We start from the raw sequence: 17,756 nt of genomic DNA, 5'->3' as shown, positions 1-17,756 counted from the left end.
ACGGCGACCGCCACCATTCCATTCCGTCTTTTCATCCGTCAGACGATGGTTGCGATCCTCGGCCGCCGCTCACGGCGACCGCCACAGCGCCCGAGCAGGCGAAACGCCCAAACGATCCCCGCCGCGCACTGCACCGAGAACAGACATACCCACCCGCTCAGGAAGGAACCTACTTCGGAACCTCCCCGGGAATCCATGAGAGCTTCCGGTTCCGAAGCCCACCACACAACGGGCTGCGCCCACAGCCCAGCCTACCGGCCGGCCCGCCGTGTGGCGCTGCCAGGCGGAGATCGTCCAAGATGACCCCCGAGGCGGTCGACAGGCTCGTGCACCCGGAGGGTGCACCCAAACGCCAAGTGTCGTGCACCATCAGGGTTCTCACTTCGCCTGGCTTCGCGCACCGCGCCCAGAAACCGAACGTGCCGCCCGCCGTCGGAGGACCGTGGACTGGGCCTGCATCAGTTCAGCCCGCCACGAAAGTGGAGAGTGGCACTCTCCTGGGCTATTAACACGAACGCCCCGGAAATCCGGCACGATTTCTCTGACGATCACGGTCGAGCGGTCGTGTGTCGGCAATGGCGCAGTCATCTCGTCCACGATGGCGACTGCGGGTCGCCCGAGCCGGATATTATAAGCGAGGATCTCATCATCTGTCCAGATTCTGTTCGACGTCCTTGAAACAACCATCGGAGCTGACTGAGCTGAGTTCGCGATCCGATGATCGTGGCGCCCTACACCCCAGCGGCACCCACATGCCGCTTGGACTGAACAGGCGTAACGCGCTCGGGGCTAACGAGGAGGCTACCCGCCCGTTCCAAAGACGGATCTGCTGCTGCCCTGTCACCGACGTCCGCTAGTGTCGAGGCGATGAAGGCACACGAAAAACACATTCGAGACTACCTCGCTGCCAACCTCCAGATTATTGAGCCAGAGCACCGCCTCTCTCTGATCGCCACCGAGTTTAGAATCGCAAACCCAAATGGGGCAGATGGATTCATCGACATACTTGCTAAAGACAAGAATGAAATGTGGGTGGTAATCGAATTAAAGCGTACAAATACAAGCGCACGTCAAGCCCTTCACGAAGTCGCGAAGTACACAGAACTCCTTCGTGATCAAATGAACCTCCCCAAGGACCGAATCCGCACCCTCATCCTATCGACAACCTGGCATGATCTGTATACTTCAGCGAGCAATTTCGCCCGCGACTGGGGGCATGACCTGCGAGGTTACAAGATTTCCGCGGCGCCAAGCGGCAGGATCCCGGGTATTGAAAGGGTCTCTTGGTCTCCCGAGCCTTTTAACCATCATCCTTCACGGGTGCACTGCATTGAGGTCTACGCGACAGCTGAGGAACGTGAACGAGGCTGGCATGAGATCATCGAACTGGCTTCACAGGCCCAAGCCCACCACTTGATCGGCTTCGACTTCGATCGAATTGATGCACCGGAACTCGTCGACGGTCAGTATCTGCTGTACTTCGCGATCGGCCGGATCAATCCTGACCTCGCACCCCTCCAGGACTCACTGGACGTGGTACCCGCACACGATGAGGAGGACGACCCATTCTTCGACGTCCCCGACTACTACCGCGAACACCCCGCCGAGTACCGGGCCCTGCACCACATCTGCCTCTCCCATAAGGCCCTCGGAGTATCAAGGAACGGCGCCCCCGAGGATTTCATCCGGATATCCGACGACCCCCACTGGGAGCTTCGGTCGGTGCGCCGCTCCGGTGCTTACGCGACCTCGGAGCTCTTGACCGACGACGACCTATACCAAGCCGTTGCAGGCAGGTACGGAGGCGCCCAGATCCGCCGTCAGGGCACTGCCGTACCGGACATCCAACCCCGGTGGGCATCAGAACGAGAGTCGATTCGACAGACCCTTGCCGGGAACGCCGACTGGTCCGTTCTGATGGAACGATGGTTGGACGAAGCCGAAGCGGACTCGTCATGTTTGGACGTGGATATCTACGTTCACAATCCCTGTGACCTCCTGCAGACACTGATGTACGGACTGACTGATACATCGTCAGCGCTCGAAAAGTACGCGCCTATGCTCCGGGCCACGGCCACCTACACCGGAGGCCGTACCCGGGCCACTTTTGGTTGCCTGGTATGGGACGGGTGGCAGCGCTCCAACCTGGCCCGTCTGGCACCCCCTCCGCTCCGTGAACCGACGGGATGGGCGGTGTACCGCCACAGCGGAGAGATCGGAGAATTGGACTCCCTCCTGCTCTCGCTCTGGGGACTTCGCTACGCCCTGATAGATGTGGACCCCCTGGGAATCCGACAGGGTGTCCTGGAACTTTGGACGGCTCAGGAGGGCGAGATCGTTCGTGCCGTCAGCCCAACCAGCAAGACCGCCTATATGCGCCCTGACGGTCTCATGCCGCACATGCTGCGCGACTTCGTCCACTCCCACTTCGATCAGATCCAGACGCTGGTCCAGGAACATCTCTGGATGACACACCACTAATAGCCTCTGGTCAGCAATTGGTGCACCCGGAGGGTGCACGAAATCGGGAAAGGTCGTGCACCACCAGGGTGCACATCTCGCTATTCATCCCAGCGCAACCGCGCACAACCCGGGCCGCACCTCGCCCACAGCCTGGGGATACTTGAATACTCGCAGGTCAGCGCACTCCTCCTGCAGTCTTCGATTCCCGTCATCCGCTCTGTACGAAAAAAGCCCTGACCTGCGATACTAAATCGAACAGGCAGGGCTTTTTTGCTGCCCAGGGTGCACGCGAGGGTGCACGACCTCGCGCCGACGGCCCGCTGTGCAGACTCCCTCCCGTCATCCGGCCCCGCGGCGAGGGTGCACCAGGGTGCACGGGATGGCCCGCCGCCCCCGTGAGACTTCAGGGGTCGCCCCGCACCTGGCCTGCCGCCCGCCACCCTCGCACGTCCTGCTGTGTTCCGGTCTGCAACCCCGGGGGTTGCGATCCTCGGCCGCCGCTCACGGCGACCGCAACCCCGCAGCATCACACCGAACTGGCCCAACGCCTCGGCCGCCGCTGACGGCGACCGCCACCGGCGGCCAGGGAGCTGATGGTGATCTGCGCTCGACGGTTGCGATCCTCGGCCGCCGCGGGCGGCGACCGCCACCTGCGCTTGATCTTGGAAAACACCCGAGGGTCATGCGTCCAACCAAGCATGGGAACCGGACACGAAAACCCAAGACACCCCGAATGTCCTTAGGAACCTACCCGGAATCCCATGAGTACTTCCGGTTCCCAACTACAGCCCCAGCGCATCATCATGCGGCAGCCGGCGTGCCTTCCCGAAGATCGTCACCGCCTTGAACGGCCCAAGATCCTTTGCGTGTGTCAGCGGGGACCGCTGTTACCAACCTCCATGATCAGTACAGCTAGAGACTGCCGCGCCTTCGTGAGCCGTCAGCTGCAAGACCCCAAAATGCTGACCGACTCCGGCCATCCACGATAATCCCCAGGGTAGACACCGACCGTTTAATGCCCAGCCCTCATCACACGCGCTTTACCGCACATATGATCATGCGCGGAACCAGGAAATACTCACAAATCCGCTGGTGAATGACTACTTGCCAGCTTCTTCCTCCGCATCTAATGTCCTGTCCGAGTCGCGAGTCCGCATAGCGGATCACGTGACCCGCGTTCGTGGTTCACGGACGCGATCGGTTGCAGCTACAGCGAAACGAGGAATGGGATATGAGCGCTTACGAGATCCCCACTCTCACCCGTATCGGCAAGTTCAAGGACGTCACCAAGAGCCTCGGCAGCTCCCCCTACAACGACATCCTGGGCTACCCGGCTCTGATCGTCATCTACCCGTGACGGCCGCTTTATAGCGGTTAATCCGGTCTGTTTAGGGGTGGGCGTGGAGCAGGAATCCGCGAGGTTATCCCCACGTCCGCGCCCACCCCGATGGAAAGGGGCACCTGCGTGCCGATCGTTGTTCTTCCTGATGGCATCGCCGATGATGAGGTGCGCTCGAAACTGGCCGCCCAGGGGTATTCGGCGGCGGCGAATACGGAGTCCGGGCACCCGTGGCTGCTAACCCGTGAGGACGGCGTGGCCGCGTCCGTGCGTAACCGCGACATCGAGGTATATCTGTTCGGGACCTCGACCGACCGCACCGATGACGTCCTCGCCCGGGATTGCGCTGGGCGACGCCGCATCGACGAACTCGACCGCCCCCTTACAGAGCTGGTCGAAGCCGACGTCGTCGCCGTCGCCCGCGAGCCCCGGAGCGGCCGACTGCGGCTTCAAGCCCCCGTGTTCCAGACCCGTGCGTTCTGCTGGACGGAGCGCGGCTCCGGCACCGTCTTCAGCGACGACCAGTTCACCCTGGCGCAGCTGTCCGGTCTGGACCTCGACCTCGACGTCCTGGCCGGCCGCCTGACCGACCTCGGTCTGAGCTACCCGTTCGCCCAGCACACCGTCTGGTCGGGTATCAGCACGGCACCCCCGGGCACGTGGACCGCATGGGAGCCCGGTCATGGAACTCGGAATGTCACGTGGTGGCAGCCGCCGAGTCCTGACCGGTCCACGGCCGACCTCGCCGACCCACTGCGCGCCGCGATGTCGCAGGCCCTCAGTCGACGCATCCAGCGCCGTCCGAACTTCAGCTCCGACCTTTCCGGCGGGCTGGACTCCACCACCCTCGGATTCATACTCGCCGAGGATTCCGTGACTCGAACCGCCGGTCACCACACCCTGTTCCTAGCCAGCGTCAACCGCGCGAACCGGGACCACGAGTGGGCGTCGCGCGCCGCCGACGAGATCGGATCGCACCACATCGAGCAGCCTTACCAGACGTTCATCGACGCTCTCGGCACCGACGCCGCACCGTCAGTCGATCTGCTTCCCGAGGGGCCGGGCGTGTCGACCGTGGCGATCGCGGCCACGCCTCGCATCAGGTCCGTTTTGAAACCGACCGGCAGCCGGATCCACCTCAACGGCCACGGCGGCGACGCGCTCTTCGGTCCCGTCCCCAGCCTCGCCTGGTCGCTGCTGCGCTCCAACACCCCCGGGCGGCTGCGCAAAATCCGGCGGCACCGCGTCCTCAACCGGTACCCGCTGTTCGCGATGTCGCGCATGCTGCTGCATCGCGGCTCGCTGCGAAGGGACCTCGCGGATCTGCCCCGGCACCTGGACGACGCGCGCGCCGCCTACGACATCGCCGACTTCTCTCGCTGGGTGAACCGCCCCCGGATCCACCCGGCCATGACCGCAGCCGCACGCGAACGCCTGCACAGCCTTGTCGAGGCGACCGTCAGAGCCGACCCTCAGCCGCTGTCGGCCGACCTGACCACACACGAGATCATGCAGTATCTGACCGTGCACGGCGCCGCGGTCCGCGGCATGAACCGGGCCGTCGGTCCATCCCGCCGCGACAGTGTGCCGATCCTGTTCGACAGCCCTTATCTCGACCGCCACGTGGTCGACCTCGCGCTGTCGCTCGATGTCGCCGACCGCGCGCAGCAGTATCCGGCGAAGCCGCTTCTGGCAGCCGCGCGCCCGCCGACCATGAGCCTCGACTACTTCACCAGACGCGACAAGGGCGACTACACAGCCGAGGTTTTCGACCAGCACCGGGCGTTGAATACCCGGATCGGGGAGCTTTTCGCCGACGGTTCGCTGCTTGAGGACATGGGGTTGGTCGACCCCCGTGCCGTACTCGAAAGCGCCCAGCGGTTCTCCATCACCGGCCGCGAGTACACCGACCTGGCCTACCTGGCGTTCGCCGAGGAATGGGTGCGCTCCGTGCGACTCCACGACGCCCTCCCCGAATCATCCGGAACAGCCTGAACCCACCAGAATCCGCTTGATCTTCGCTTCCCTCGGAGGTGGCAGCCCTCATGAGAGTCCAGATGCGGCCCAACGTGCAGATCGTTTCCCGGGACGGCGACAACTTCGTCCTCAACCTGCGCAACGGCGAATACTGGCACCTCAACTCGTCGGCGTACACGATGCTCACGCGCATAGCCGACGGTGAGACCGTCGACGAGGTCGCCCGGGACATCAGCGCCGCAACCTCCGCCCCCGAGCAGACTGTCCGGGACGACCTCACCGAACTGGTGGACCAGCTCCGCAAGGCCAAGCTGGTCGAGGTGCGGCACTCATGAGCTCCCCGATCCTGCCCGAGGACGTCGGCAGCGCCCCGATGAACAAGGGCCTACGGGCGCGCGTCTGCGTCGCGCTCGCGCTGGCGATGAGCGCCCTGCCGCCGCGCCTGCTGGTAGGGACACTCCGGCTGGCCGGGCGCGGCGGACGCGCGGCGACGCCCGAGACCGTCTCCTCCTGCCGCCGCGCCGTTGTGAGCGTCAGTGCCAGGTGTGCCGGAGAAGGGTGCGTACCACGGTCGGTCGCGACGTTCTTGCTGGCCCGCTCCTACGGTTCCGTCTCCTCCTGGCGCGCCGGCATACGTCCCAACCCCTTCCTCGCGCACGCGTGGGTGGAGGTCGACGGTGTTCCTGTGGACGAGCCCGAGGCTGTACGCGACTTCATCCCCACACTCAAAGTCGATCCCGGTTCGGCGCGCCCCAGTGCGTGATCAGGGTCGAGCGAACGAAGAAACCGACCACCACAGCAAACCACCAGGGGGCATGAGATGACCGCGACGATTCCGCCCGGCGATGCAGCGGCAACCGACAGCGCGACCGCGGTCGGCAGCAGGACGGCAGCGCCGACGGCGGACGCGGTCCCCGGCCGAAGCAAACCGGCCGGGTTCCGCACGGTCATGCCGCTGCTGCGGCCCTACCGCAACGCCTTGGTGCTGGCGTTGGCGCTCGGGATCGTCGCCACCCTGGCGAGCGCCCTGCAACCGCTGGTGGTCTCCTCTATAGTCGACGGATTCCGCGGTGAGGTGTCCCGGATCTGGATCGGGACGCTTATCGGGCTGCTCGCCGCCAGCTCGCTACTCACCGGTCTGCGACAGCTCATCCTGCAGCGCACGGCCGAACGGTTCGCGCACGAGACCCGCGCCAAGATCATCGACCACCTCTATCGCCTGGACATGGCCGAGGTGGAAGGCCGACCGCGGGCCGACCTGGTCTCCCGAGTCACCGCCGATGTGGCCCACACGCGAGCGATCCTCAGCTCCGGCCTGGTCGAGATCGCGACCAGCGGCATCACCATCGCCGTCTCCATCGTGATGATGGGGATCATCGACCCGGTGCTCCTGCTGGTCACCGTTATCGTCGTCACCGGCCTGCTGGCGGCGGTGGTCATGCTGGGGCGCCGCACCCGCCCAGCCGGCTTGAGCATGCAGCACTCGATCGGCCAGCTTGCGGCCGAGCTGAGCCGAGGACTCAGCGGGCTGCGCATGATCCGGGCAAGCCGGGCCACCGACCGGGAGGTGGCCTCGGCAATACGGCACTCCCAGGACGTTCTGGGCCACGGCCGGATCGCGGCGTCTCTCAAGGCTGCGATCCAGACCCTCACCGGCGTCGCCGTCCAGCTTCTGCTGATCGTCGTCGTGGGCGTCGGCGCGCTGCGCGTCGCCGCCGACGCGATCACCATCGGCGACCTGAGCGCGTACATGATGTACCTGCTCTATCTCGCAGCGCCGATCGGAATGTTCGGCAGCATCCTCTCTCTTCTGGGAGAAGCGTTCGGCGCGTTGACCCGGATTCAGGAGGTACTTAAGCTCAAAACAGAAAAGGACAAGCCGGAAACGGGTTCCACCGGAGGACCCGAATCCTCTACGGACCAGATGGGCACCGCAGGCCCCGATGACGACTCCACCGACGCGATTTTCCGGTTCGAAGCGGTCCACTTCACTTATCCCGGAACGAACGGAGCCGGCAAGCCAGAAAATGCGCTCGAAGGGGTGGACTTTCACATTCCGCGCGGTGCTACGACGGCGATCGTCGGTCCTTCGGGTGCCGGAAAATCGACGATATTCGCGCTGCTGGAGCGCTTCTACGAGCCGACTTCCGGTCGCATCCTCTTCGACGGCCGCGACGTGCGCACCGTCTCCCGGGACGAACTGCGTTCCCAACTGTCCTACGTCGAGCAAGATGCTCCCGTGCTGTCGGGCACCGTGCGCCAGAACCTGACGATCGGCAATCATGCCCTGTCCGACGACGCCTGCGCCGAGGCGCTGGTGCGCGTCAATCTGGCCGCCGACCGCGACGCCGCGGTCGCGCTGCTGGACCGGCAGGTCGGCGAGTTGGGCGAGCAACTCAGCGGCGGCGAGCGCCAACGGCTGGCCGTGGGGCGCGCGTTCGCCGTGGGTTCGCCGGTCCTGTTGCTGGACGAGATCACCTCGAATCTGGACAGCCGCAATGAGGAAGTCGTACAAGAGGTGCTCAATGCATCCGGACCCGACCGCACAATCGTGATCATCGCCCACCGCCTGGCCACCGTGCAGTCGGCCGACACCATCGTGGTAGTCGACGAAGGGCACGTAGTGGCCCAAGACACCCATTCTCGGCTTCTGCGCAGCTCAGAACTGTATCGGGGGTTGGCGGAACGGCAATTCCTGGACGCCTGATGGACCGCCCCCCGATGATGTGCAAAACTCGGGGCCGTGTGAGGTGCCGGCTAGGAGAGGAACCTGACGGCGTCCCGCAGTCGATCTATAGCCGATGGGGATCGGGCGCTATGGGATCTCTTGACGATGCGAAACGGTATTGAGGAGCCGTGGAATAACGTGATTGCGATTACCGGACTCAGCAAGCGGTTCGGCTCGAACAAGGCCGTCGACAACGTGTCCTTCTCTGCCGCGCCCGGCCGGGTCACGGGGTTCCTCGGGCCCAACGGCGCCGGCAAATCCACAACCCTTCGCATGCTGCTGGGTCTGGACCGCCCCACCTCCGGCACCGCGCTGATCGGCGGCGTCCCCTACAGCAGGATCGCCCAGCCGCTTCGGTCCGTCGGCGCCCTGCTCGACGGCGCCGGGCCGGTGCCCGAACGGCGCGGCGCCGACCACCTGCGGTGGATCGCCCAGTCCAACCGGATCCCGCGGAAGCGGGTGGAGGAGGTCTTGGAGCAGGTCGGTCTCTCCCACGCGGCGAAGACACGGGTACGCAAGTACTCCCTTGGCATGAAGCAGCGCTTGGGTTTGGCCGCTGCGCTGCTAGGCGAGCCCCGTACGCTCGTCCTCGACGAGCCGGCCAACGGCCTCGACCCCGAGGGCATCCGCACGGTCCGCACGTTTCTGCGGTCCTACGCGGCCGAAGGCAACACCGTGTTGCTGTCGAGCCACCTGATGGGTGAGACCGCCGAAACCGTCGATGACGTGGTCATCATCAACCGCGGCAGCATCATCGCCCAGGGGACGCTCGCCGACGTCACCGCCGGGAACGCCTCGCTGGAGGAGGCGTTCTTCGAGCTCACCGGTGGCACGCCAGGCGAAGGGTGGTGAGGACCGTGACCAGCGTCGTACGCTCAGAACTTACAAAGATCACCACACTGCCCAGCGTCCTGATCGCCACGGCGGCGCTGTTGCTGCTCGCCGTGGTTGTACTGGTCCAGCCGCTAGGCATGCTGGCCGACTCCCTCGCCGGCATGCGCCCCGACGGCACTATCGAGTTCTTCACCGGCCACCGCCAGCAGGCCGAGCCCGTGGTTCTGGGGCTGCTGGTGGCGTCCTCACTGCAACCAGGGCTGTTTCTGCCGATCATCGGCGCCATCATCGCCGGACAGGAGTTCCGTTCCGGCCACCTGGGGGTCAGCGTTTCGGTCGTCCCGCGCCGGGGGAAGCTTGTCCTCGGCAAGGTGATCGCGACCGCGCTGTACGCCCTCATCGTCGGTGTCGTCATCGCGGCGCTGTCGACCTTCTTCATGTATCTGGGGGTCCGCGACTGGAATCCCGGCATCCTGTGGAGCGCTGAGGCGCTGGCCGGGCAAGGGCGGTTCCTGCTGTACGCGGTCACGGTGACCCTGGTCGGATTCGCCATCACACTGCTGGTCCGGCGCACCCTGGTGGGGATTATCGCCGTTACCGCCATCATCGCGCTGACGATGGCGCAAGTGTTCGCCACCGTACCGGCCATCGACGCCCTACTGCCGTTGAGCGCCGCGCGCAACCTGCTGCTGGAGCCCACGACCAATGTCCTCAGCGCGAGCCCGCTGCACGGAGCGACCGTACTGACCGGCTGGGCGGCGGCCACCGTTGCCGGGGCTGCGGTCGCGATCCGCCTGCGAGACGCCCGATGACGGCCGAAGCCACCACAGCAGTCGCGACCCTGCGCCGACGCGACCTGTTCGCCGCTGAAGCCACCAAGATCGTCACGCATCCGGTGACGTGGCTGGCCATCGCCGCCACACTGGTGCTCAATACCGGGTTGGGCGCCGCCGCCGCGACCGACGCCATCCGCATCGGCACCGGTGGCGGCGCTGTGGCACTTTCCGACCTCGGTGGCGTGCTGATGGCGCCGGTCTACGTGTTCGTCTTGGTCGCGGTCTTCGCGGCCGGAAGCGAGTACCACAATGGACAACTGCGCGTGACGCTCACCGCGGTGCCCGACCGGCTGCGGCTGTACGCCGCGAAGCTCGCGGCACTGCTGGCTGTGACAGTGCCCGCAGCCGTTGCAGTGGTGACCCCCGGCCGCCTGGCTCTCCTGCTCGGGGAGACGTCCGAGCCGGATATCGCGGTGGAACTGCTGCGCTGGTACGCGGTTTACATCGTGCTGCCGGTGATCGGTTTCGGGCTCGCGATCGTTACACGCACCGTGGTGGCGCCGCCGGCTCTCCTGGTTCTGGCTCCCGTGCTGGTGGCCACCGGCGTATTCCAGGTGCCGGAGGTGATCCGGCTGCTCCCGCACGAGGCGAGCCTGAGCCTGGTTGGCACCCCGGCCTACAGCGTCACCGAACTCCACCCGGGCGCGGCCGCAGCCATCCTCGTCGGATGGGGGATTCTCGCTGCGGCGGCGGGCGGCTACTGCCTCTTTCGCCGCGACGCCTGAGCCGGGGGTTCGCACCGCGGCGAGTCGGCCCGCCTGAACGTGAGCACCCACTCAGGTAGGTCCCAGCAATCTCCCCCGGAAATCCATGAGCTTCCGGTTCCGAAGCCCGCCACACAACGGGCTGCGCCGACACCCCAGCCTACTGGGGGCCCGCTGTTTGGCGCTGCCATGCCGGCGATCGTCCAGGATCCCCCCAAGGCGATCGAAGGGCTCGTGCCCCCGGAGGGTGCACGGAATTTGCGGAGGTGGTGCACACACCAGGGTGCACATCTCGCTATCCGTCCCGGCGCATCCGCGCACAACCTGGCCCGCACCTCGTCCACAGCCTGGGGATACTCGAATACTCGCAGGTCAGCGAACTCCCCCTGCAGCCTTCGATTCCCGTCATCCGCTCTGTACGAAAAAAGCCCTAACCTGCGGTACCGAACCGAACAGGCAGGGCTTTCTTGCTGCCCAGGGTGCACGCGAGGATGCACGACCTCGCGCCGACGGGCCGCTGTGCAGACTCCCTCCCGTCATCCAGCCCTGCGGCGAGGGTGCACCAGGGTGCACGGACGCAGGGCGCCGGCCCTAAGGACCTTCAGAGGCTCGGAGCTATCCCACGCCCGCTGACGGCGCCCCGGTCTCGCCCTCCATGAGAGCCCGAGGCTAGAGAGTCCTGGTGGACGCGGCGATGCGGGCGTTCCTGGCGTGGACGAACTCCATGCTCGCCTCCATATAGCGGCGGTATGTCGCCAGGTCCTGCGGCACCGACGGCCCACCGAACTCGTCGAACGGCATCGCGAACCGGACCCGCCCGCCGTCGAGCAGGTCGTGGAGGAGGAAGTGGTCGATGAACCCTTCGAAGGTTTCGAACAGGGCGAAGAAGTCGGTGTACCGGGCGAGGACGTCGCTGAGTGGACTCGACTGACCTGCGTAGTGGCGACGGATGCACTCGACTGTGAGATCGAACCGGTCGGCGATCCGCGGGTGGAAACCGCGAGCGCCGTTGATCGTCTGCTTGTTTCCGATCTTGTTGCCCGGCCAGATCATCATCCCGCCGATCGTGTAGCCCAGGCTATGGAACTCCTCGAACTCGCCGTCGTCGAGCTTCGCGACGATGTCCCCCGCCTTGTGCGGGAACGTGGGGATGACGGCGTCGCTGGTGAGCCAGAACCGTCCTTTCTCCGACTCGTGGTCGAGGTAGCTTCCCGGCCTTCCATCGGCGAGGTCGAGGCGCGTCCCGTCGGGAAGTTCTTTGCTCCAGAGCGCTCGGTGGTAGCGGTGCAGCGTGTCGCTGTGGGCGTCGGGGTCCTTGCCCTGGGGAGTGTCGGTCTGGAAGTCATACGTTGTGTCGATCACGCGGTCGTCCAGCGGGCGCGACCTGCTTGGAGGGCCAGTCGCAGGTTCGGAGTCACTGCCTTCGGCCCGCTCGTCGGCACGGGCGAAATGGTCGAGGCAGTAGATCCGTAGATGCCCTTTCGGTTGCCCGGCGTGACGATGCTTGATGACGGTCAACTGGTCAGCGGGCAGGACGACCCTGCATGTGGAGCACATTCGGTACTCGGGATCGTCGGCATTCCGGTCGGGGAAGACCTCGCCCAGGACTCGGGGCTCCTCGTATGCGATCAGGTCCCGCTCATCGTCCATATCTGTGCTCCCCTTCGATTTTGCTTGGCCTCAGTGTTGCGGAGGTGCGGCGCCAGGGTTATGTCTACTGTCGTTGGCCAAGGCGTTGCTGATCCGCGATGCCGACCACATGTGCGTGCGTCGCATGCCCTCGATGTGGACCACTACATCGGGCCGTTGTCGCCCCCTCCCGGCCCAGGGCCGGCTGCGTGGGGAGTAGCGACCGTTCGCCTTGGTCACAACAGGCGGAGCGCAACTCCGGCGTCGAGGAGCGCGGAAGTGGCGTCTGCGTGTGTGCCAAGGCGGTCGGCGAGGACGGGGGCGGTCAGGGACTCGGCGGCGAGGACGGTGACGATGTCCAGTTCCGCGAGGGTGAAAAGGACCTCCGATTCCCAGGCGCCGACCGCCGACTTCGTGATGAGCTGCGGTCCAGGTCCATATCTCAATCCGAGCGGTTGACCCACACCGCCAGTTGCGTTCGGTCGCGCAGCGCCAGTTTGCGGCGGATGTTGGCGATGTGGTTCTTGACCGTGCCCTCGGACAGGTGCAGGCGCCGCGCGATGCCCCGGTTGTCGATGCCCGCTCCGACCAGCCGGGCCACCTCGGACTCGCGCTCGGACAGAGGCGAGGAACCGCGATCGGCGGGAGCGTCGGGACCCGGTTGGTCGGGCGCGTGCGGCCGGCTCCTCCGCAACTCGCCTACCAGCCGTTCGGCGGCGGTGGCTCCCAGGACGGTTTCCCCTCGGTGCGCCCGGAGGATGGCGGCTACCAGGTCGTCGGGCGAGGTGTCTTTGAGCAGGTGCCCGCGGGCCCCGGCCCGCAGCCCACCGAAGACGTACTCGTCCTCGTCGAAGGTGGTGAGGATGATCGAAGCCACCTCCGGGTGGTCGTGTGCCAGCAGCTCGACGAGGGTGATGCCGTCCATACGCGGCATGCGGGCGTCGACCAGGGCGACGTCGGGCGGCACCGGCGCCGCGGCGATGAACTCCCGGGCCTCGACACCGTCGCCGCGCTCCCCCGCGACCTCGATCCCGGGTTCGGCGTCCAGCAGTCGGCGCAGGCCGCGCCGCATCAGGGTCTGGTCGTCGACGAGCAGGACGCGGACGGGCGGCTGCTCGGTCCCGCTCTGCTCGCGGCTCACTGCGGCACCTCTGCTTGCGCGCCGGCATTCACCGGAAACGCGACGCGCAGTTCCGTCCCGCCGAGCGCCCCTTGTGGCAGGCACTCCATGTCCCCGCCCAGTGCTTCGATACGGCCGCGCAGCCCACGCAATCCGGGGCCGGTGCGCACCGCCTCGGCCTCCGCGCCGCGACCGTCGTCGCAGACGCTGACGACCACACTGTCCCCGCATCGCACCGAAACGTCGATGCGCCGGGCACCGGAGTGGCGCAGCGCGTTGGTCAGCCCTTCCTGCGCCGCCCGGTAGCACGCCGTATCGACGTCCTGCGCCAGCCCCGGCCATACGCCGCTGACGGTGAATCCGACGTCCACACCCGCTCCGGAAAGGGACTCGGTCAAGCGGCGCATCGCCTCGGGGACGGTCTGCCCCTCCAGGCGCAGCGGGCGTAGCGCCCGCACCCACCGGCGGGCGTCCTGCAGCGCTTCCTCGGTCAGCCGCTGCGCCTCGGCCACCTCCTGCCACGCTTCCTCCGGGCGGGACCGGCGGAACCGCCGGGCGTTCTGCAATCCCAGGTTGACCACGGTCAGGTGGTGGCCGACGGAGTCGTGCATATCCCGGGCCATGCGGGCGCGTTCCTCGGTCACCGTGAGCTCGCGCACCCGGTCGGCGTAGTGCCGCAACTCGGCGTGGGCCTCTTCGAGCTCGGTGTAGAGGCGACGGGTCTGGCGGGCGGTGCGGGACGCCTCGAACAGTGCCAGGAACACGAGCAGAACCGCTCCCGACTGGATCAGCGCCACAGACGTGTTCAGGGCCGCGTCCATGAGTGTCTGGGCGGGGTTGGCGAGGCTGACCACGAGATGGAAGAGGGCGGCCAGCGCGATGTAGCCGAACGCCGCTGCGACTCCGAGGACGATGAGCGCGTTGCCGATGGCCAGGCTCATCAGGACGAATGCCGTGAAGTTGCCCCACAGCATGGCGAACAGCGTTCCTGCGAGGAAGACGACCGTCATGGCCTTGCGCCGGGCGGGGGCTGCAGGGGTCCACGGGATGACCAGCCACGTGGCGCACACGAGCACGGTGCTGAGGACGCCGACCACCAGCAGCGGGGACCGCGGAGGCCAGGTGAGCGGGTTCTCGGAAATAAAGGATGCGGCACCGACGAGGACCGTGGCCCCGATCGCCCCCCAGAAGAATAAGCTGAGGATGCGCGGAGGGCGGTTCTCCGTTAATTCCAACCAGCCGAGCAGGCCCGCATTGTGCGCATCGGCGACCATGGAGTCAGCTTAGCTTTCTCGGATTATTTCCGCAACCACTTATATGACAATGGTCTATGCCCAGAGTCACAGGGACCGCCTTCGGATTTGTGCCGCCCCTGTTGCGTACGGGAGATGACCGTGCGGGCGCCCCCGTCTAGGTTTATCGAGGGTGGTTTCCAGTGATCGGAGGTATCCGATGAAGGACGATCGATTCTATGACGCCCTCGCGCACCCGACCCGCCGGGCGGTGCTCGCGCTGCTGCGCACGGGAGAGGCGTACACGGCCGGGGATATAGCCGAACAATTGAAAACGAACAAGCCCACTCTCTCCGGCCATCTCAACATCCTGAAGAATGCCGGGCTCGTCAGCGCACGCCGTTCGGGAATCCGTGTCTTCTACCGTATCGACGCCGAACGCATTCGCCGGGAGATCACGGCCCTTTGCGACCTCGTCGGCACCGCACCCGACGGCGGCGGGAGGAACGAATGGGCGCCGGCCGCAGCAGGGATCCGGATGGACGGGGGCCGCCGATGACGTCAGGAGAGAGTCGGACGCGCGCCGCTGAGCCTTCGCGTGCGGGGATGCTCGGCACGGCGGTGCTCCTGTTCGCGATGGTCGCCGTCTCCTGGATCGCATGGGACTCGGTGCCCGAGATCGTGACAACCCGCGAAGCGGCTCAGCAGCGAGACGCCACCGAAGTGCCGCGGTGGGTGATCCTGAGCGCCTTTCCCGCCGCCGGCGTGGTGATCACCGGCCTGCTCATGCTGGCCCCCCGCACAGAGCGCGTTCTCGAGCGCCGGTTCGATCTGCGGTTCGGCGCCGACAGCAACGTCGGCAAGCAGCGCGCGCTCGACCTGACCCTGGTCCTGGTGTCAGGGCTGCTGCTGGCGCTGCAGATCCTCGTCGCCTTGCTGTTCGCATCCGCCCCGATACCGGTCCTGCCCGCGGTGCTCGCGGTACTCGGCCCGTTCCTGGTCGCGCTCGGAGCCGCCATGCCCGCGATCGGCCGAGCCGTGTCCCTGCCCCGCTCCCCTCAGGCACGCCGCTTGGTGTGGGCGTGGGCGCAGGCGCATCGGCCGGGCGGGCGCGCCATGTCCGCCCTCGGCCTGGCTCTGCTGGTTGCGGTACCGGCCGCCCACACCCTGGTCCCGCAGTCCGGTCCGGCAGCCGTGCTGGTCGGCGGCGCTGCTGCTCTGTCGGTCCTGCTGCCGTTCGCGGTGATGGCGCTGAGCACCGTGCGCACGCTCCTCGGCGCCGACGGAGAATACGGCGAGTACGGCACCGGGACGGACTCGGAAGGCTTTTAGGAAGCGCCGCGCCCCGGTCGGCGGATAGGCCGGGGCGGCGACGGGGCGGGCGCTGCGGCGGGCACCTCGCTCAAGGGGTCGGGACCGCTCGGATCCACCGGGCGGTTGCGGTCCTCGGCCGCGTGCCACGTGCCCGCTGAGGCTTCGACGACTGCCCGCATCCGGCTTCCGCTGCGTACATTGGCATCAGGTCGCGATGTCCGGAGGCCGACGCTGGGAGGCTGTCCGCATGGATCGGTTGCCGAACTCCGGTGCGCTGCGGGGCCGCGTGGCGTTGGTGGCCGGGGCGACCCGCGGTGCCGGGCGCGGCATCGCCGCCGCGTTGGGGGAGGCGGGCGCCACGGTGGTGTGTACCGGGCGCACCAGTACGGCGGGGACCGGTGCGATCCGGTCGGACTATGAGCGTGCCGAGACGATCGAGGGGACCGCCGAACTCGTCACCCGGCTCGGCGGTGTCGGCGTCGCCGACCAGGTCGATCACCTCGATTCCGAGCAGGTGCGGCACTTGGCCGAGCGCGTCCGCGAGGAGCACGGGCGCCTTGACGTGCTGGTGAACGACATCTGGGGTGCCGAGGCGCTCAAGGGCCCGCCGCCGACGTGGAACACCCCGATCTGGCGGCACGACCTGGACACCGGCCTGCGCATCCTGCGGCTGGCGATCGATACGCACCTGATCACCTCCCATCACCTGCTGCCGCTGCTGATCGAGCGCCCCGGCGGGCTGCTGGTCGAGGTCACCGATGGCACGGCCGACTTCAACGCCGACCGGTACCGGATCTCGGTGTACTACGACCTGGCCAAGGCGGCGGTGAACCGGCTTGGGTTCTCCCAGGGCCACGAGCTTGCCCCCTACGGCGCGACCGCGGTCGCGCTCACACCGGGCTGGTTGCGCTCGGAGATGATGCTGGACGACTTCGGTGTGACCGAGGACTCGTGGCGCGAGTCCCTGGCCCCCGATCGCAGCGACGACCGTCCCGGCGCCCCGGCCGGATTCGAGCACTCGGAGTCCCCGCGCTTCGTCGGCCGTGCCGTGGCGGCCCTGGCCGCCGACCCCGAACGTGCGCGGTGGAACCAGCGCTCGGTCAGTTCCGCTCTCCTCGCCCGGGAGTACGGGTTCACCGACATCGACGGCGCACAGCCCGACGTGTGGAGCACGTATTGACCCGGGACCGGCCGGTGGCTGGGGACGCCGATGTCTCGCTTGAGGCTCGGCTTCGGACTGTGTAGCGAGGGACCGGCCTTCCGGACCTGCTCCGCTGAGCACGGCGCGCGACAGCCGCCGCCCAAGAGCAGTAGGCGGTACCGATGCCGGCCCAGGCGGCCGCGGACTGGGCAGGCAGGGGCCAGCATGTGCTCCGCCCATCGGGATGTTCGACGCTGCCCGACGTGGCGGGGTTCCGGTGCGGGCCGTGCATGTCCGGAAACGGTCGGCGCGCTTCCGAGCGTCCCCGATGCGTGGTTCGATGACCTTCGCCGTACTCCCCGGGACTGCCGGGGTAAGGAGCTAACGTCCCCGGAGCACGCTTGGTGATGGATCCGTGAGTGAGAAGGTGGTCAGTCCC

At 66.8% G+C, this 17,756-nt stretch carries 16 protein-coding genes and 1 CRISPR repeat array (1 of these 17 running past the window's edge); of the genes, 12 read left to right on the top strand and 4 right to left on the bottom strand.

The window, feature by feature from the left end; all coding sequences use genetic code 11:
- Positions 1-85: direct repeats of the CRISPR family, unit length 37 nt; unit sequence GTTGCGATCCTCGGCCGCCGCTCACGGCGACCGCCAC (it extends 239 nt beyond the left edge of the window).
- Positions 86-867: 782 nt separating this feature from the next.
- The 9 genes from LP52_RS05075 (at position 868) to LP52_RS05040 (ending at position 10,902) form a co-directional block, all read left to right on the top strand.
- A complete protein-coding gene (locus LP52_RS05075) occupies positions 868-2,481 on the top strand; it encodes an endonuclease NucS domain-containing protein (RefSeq protein ID WP_084722904.1) in 1,614 nt (537 codons plus the stop codon).
- Positions 2,482-3,694: 1,213 nt separating this feature from the next.
- A complete protein-coding gene (locus LP52_RS27045; RefSeq protein ID WP_103055249.1) occupies positions 3,695-3,820 on the top strand; it encodes a lasso peptide streptomonomicin in 126 nt (41 codons plus the stop codon).
- 90 nt (positions 3,821-3,910) lie between these two features.
- The gene (locus LP52_RS05070) at positions 3,911-5,797 is read left to right on the top strand and encodes a lasso peptide isopeptide bond-forming cyclase (protein WP_084722903.1); all 1,887 of its coding nucleotides are present in this window, start codon (positions 3,911-3,913) and stop codon (positions 5,795-5,797) included.
- 50 nt (positions 5,798-5,847) lie between these two features.
- On the top strand, positions 5,848-6,114 hold the full coding sequence (locus tag LP52_RS05065) for a PqqD family peptide modification chaperone (protein ID WP_084722902.1): 267 nt from the start codon (positions 5,848-5,850) through the stop codon (positions 6,112-6,114).
- Entirely contained in the window at positions 6,111-6,542 is a 432-nt protein-coding gene (locus tag LP52_RS05060) for a lasso peptide biosynthesis B2 protein (RefSeq protein WP_040271203.1), read from the top strand. Before LP52_RS05065 ends, LP52_RS05060 begins: the two co-directional genes overlap by 4 nt.
- A 57-nt stretch (positions 6,543-6,599) precedes the next feature.
- Complete coding sequence (locus tag LP52_RS05055) at positions 6,600-8,486, top strand: ABC transporter ATP-binding protein (protein WP_052809445.1); 1,887 nt, start codon at positions 6,600-6,602, stop codon at positions 8,484-8,486.
- A gap of 159 nt (positions 8,487-8,645) precedes the next feature.
- The gene (locus tag LP52_RS05050; RefSeq protein ID WP_040271202.1) at positions 8,646-9,359 is read left to right on the top strand and encodes an ABC transporter ATP-binding protein; all 714 of its coding nucleotides are present in this window, start codon (positions 8,646-8,648) and stop codon (positions 9,357-9,359) included.
- 5 nt (positions 9,360-9,364) lie between these two features.
- Positions 9,365-10,153 (top strand): ABC transporter permease, encoded by a 789-nt coding sequence (locus tag LP52_RS05045; RefSeq protein WP_040271451.1) that lies wholly within the window; start codon positions 9,365-9,367, stop codon positions 10,151-10,153.
- Entirely contained in the window at positions 10,150-10,902 is a 753-nt protein-coding gene (locus LP52_RS05040; protein ID WP_040271201.1) for a hypothetical protein, read from the top strand. The genes LP52_RS05045 and LP52_RS05040 overlap by 4 nt, the downstream gene beginning before the upstream one ends.
- A gap of 648 nt (positions 10,903-11,550) precedes the next feature.
- Here the strand turns inward: LP52_RS05040 and LP52_RS05035 are convergent.
- From LP52_RS05035 to LP52_RS28225, 4 genes are all read right to left on the bottom strand, one after another.
- Complete coding sequence (locus LP52_RS05035; RefSeq protein WP_202966044.1) at positions 11,551-12,531, bottom strand: DUF6994 family protein; 981 nt, start codon at positions 12,529-12,531, stop codon at positions 11,551-11,553.
- A gap of 215 nt (positions 12,532-12,746) precedes the next feature.
- Positions 12,747-12,956, bottom strand: coding sequence for a methyltransferase family protein (locus tag LP52_RS05030; RefSeq protein WP_040271200.1), 210 nt, complete (start codon positions 12,954-12,956; stop codon positions 12,747-12,749).
- Positions 12,953-13,582: a response regulator gene (locus LP52_RS05025; protein ID WP_052809498.1), complete on the bottom strand. Its 630-nt coding sequence runs from the start codon at positions 13,580-13,582 to the stop codon at positions 12,953-12,955. The genes LP52_RS05030 and LP52_RS05025 overlap by 4 nt, the downstream gene beginning before the upstream one ends.
- A gap of 65 nt (positions 13,583-13,647) precedes the next feature.
- Positions 13,648-14,904, bottom strand: coding sequence for a sensor histidine kinase (locus LP52_RS28225; RefSeq protein ID WP_052809443.1), 1,257 nt, complete (start codon positions 14,902-14,904; stop codon positions 13,648-13,650).
- Positions 14,905-15,082: 178 nt separating this feature from the next.
- Here LP52_RS28225 and LP52_RS05015 point away from each other — a divergent pair, with 178 nt between their 5' ends.
- The 3 genes from LP52_RS05015 (at position 15,083) to LP52_RS05005 (ending at position 17,356) form a co-directional block, all read left to right on the top strand.
- A complete protein-coding gene (locus LP52_RS05015) occupies positions 15,083-15,421 on the top strand; it encodes an ArsR/SmtB family transcription factor (RefSeq protein WP_052809442.1) in 339 nt (112 codons plus the stop codon).
- A 47-nt stretch (positions 15,422-15,468) separates the two neighbouring features.
- Complete coding sequence (locus tag LP52_RS05010) at positions 15,469-16,194, top strand: SdpI family protein (RefSeq protein ID WP_040271198.1); 726 nt, start codon at positions 15,469-15,471, stop codon at positions 16,192-16,194.
- A gap of 229 nt (positions 16,195-16,423) precedes the next feature.
- The gene (locus tag LP52_RS05005; RefSeq protein WP_040271197.1) at positions 16,424-17,356 is read left to right on the top strand and encodes an SDR family oxidoreductase; all 933 of its coding nucleotides are present in this window, start codon (positions 16,424-16,426) and stop codon (positions 17,354-17,356) included.
- Positions 17,357-17,756: the final 400 nt, after the last annotated feature.

Source organism: Streptomonospora alba, assembly GCF_000826685.1.
GTDB lineage: Bacteria > Actinomycetota > Actinomycetes > Streptosporangiales > Streptosporangiaceae > Streptomonospora > Streptomonospora alba.
The sequence above is the reverse complement of the archived record's forward strand: the minus strand, read 5'-3'. Positions and strand labels throughout refer to the sequence as shown.

What these genes read in the sequence shown, in the direction of transcription:
- LP52_RS05075 (WP_084722904.1), top strand. Translation starts at nt 868, where the DNA reads ATGAAGGCACACGAAAAACACATTCGAGACTACCTCGCTGCCAACCTC.
- LP52_RS27045 (WP_103055249.1), top strand. Translation starts at nt 3,695, where the DNA reads ATGAGCGCTTACGAGATCCCCACTCTCACCCGTATCGGCAAGTTCAAG.
- LP52_RS05070 (WP_084722903.1), top strand. Translation starts at nt 3,911, where the DNA reads ATGGAAAGGGGCACCTGCGTGCCGATCGTTGTTCTTCCTGATGGCATC.
- LP52_RS05065 (WP_084722902.1), top strand. Translation starts at nt 5,848, where the DNA reads ATGAGAGTCCAGATGCGGCCCAACGTGCAGATCGTTTCCCGGGACGGC.
- LP52_RS05060 (WP_040271203.1), top strand. Translation starts at nt 6,111, where the DNA reads ATGAGCTCCCCGATCCTGCCCGAGGACGTCGGCAGCGCCCCGATGAAC.
- LP52_RS05055 (WP_052809445.1), top strand. Translation starts at nt 6,600, where the DNA reads ATGACCGCGACGATTCCGCCCGGCGATGCAGCGGCAACCGACAGCGCG.
- LP52_RS05040 (WP_040271201.1), top strand. Translation starts at nt 10,150, where the DNA reads ATGACGGCCGAAGCCACCACAGCAGTCGCGACCCTGCGCCGACGCGAC.
- LP52_RS05035 (WP_202966044.1), bottom strand. Translation starts at nt 12,531, where the DNA reads ATGGACGATGAGCGGGACCTGATCGCATACGAGGAGCCCCGAGTCCTG.
- LP52_RS05025 (WP_052809498.1), bottom strand. Translation starts at nt 13,582, where the DNA reads ATGCGGCGCGGCCTGCGCCGACTGCTGGACGCCGAACCCGGGATCGAG.
- LP52_RS28225 (WP_052809443.1), bottom strand. Translation starts at nt 14,904, where the DNA reads ATGGTCGCCGATGCGCACAATGCGGGCCTGCTCGGCTGGTTGGAATTA.
- LP52_RS05015 (WP_052809442.1), top strand. Translation starts at nt 15,083, where the DNA reads ATGAAGGACGATCGATTCTATGACGCCCTCGCGCACCCGACCCGCCGG.
- LP52_RS05010 (WP_040271198.1), top strand. Translation starts at nt 15,469, where the DNA reads ATGCTCGGCACGGCGGTGCTCCTGTTCGCGATGGTCGCCGTCTCCTGG.
- LP52_RS05005 (WP_040271197.1), top strand. Translation starts at nt 16,424, where the DNA reads ATGGATCGGTTGCCGAACTCCGGTGCGCTGCGGGGCCGCGTGGCGTTG.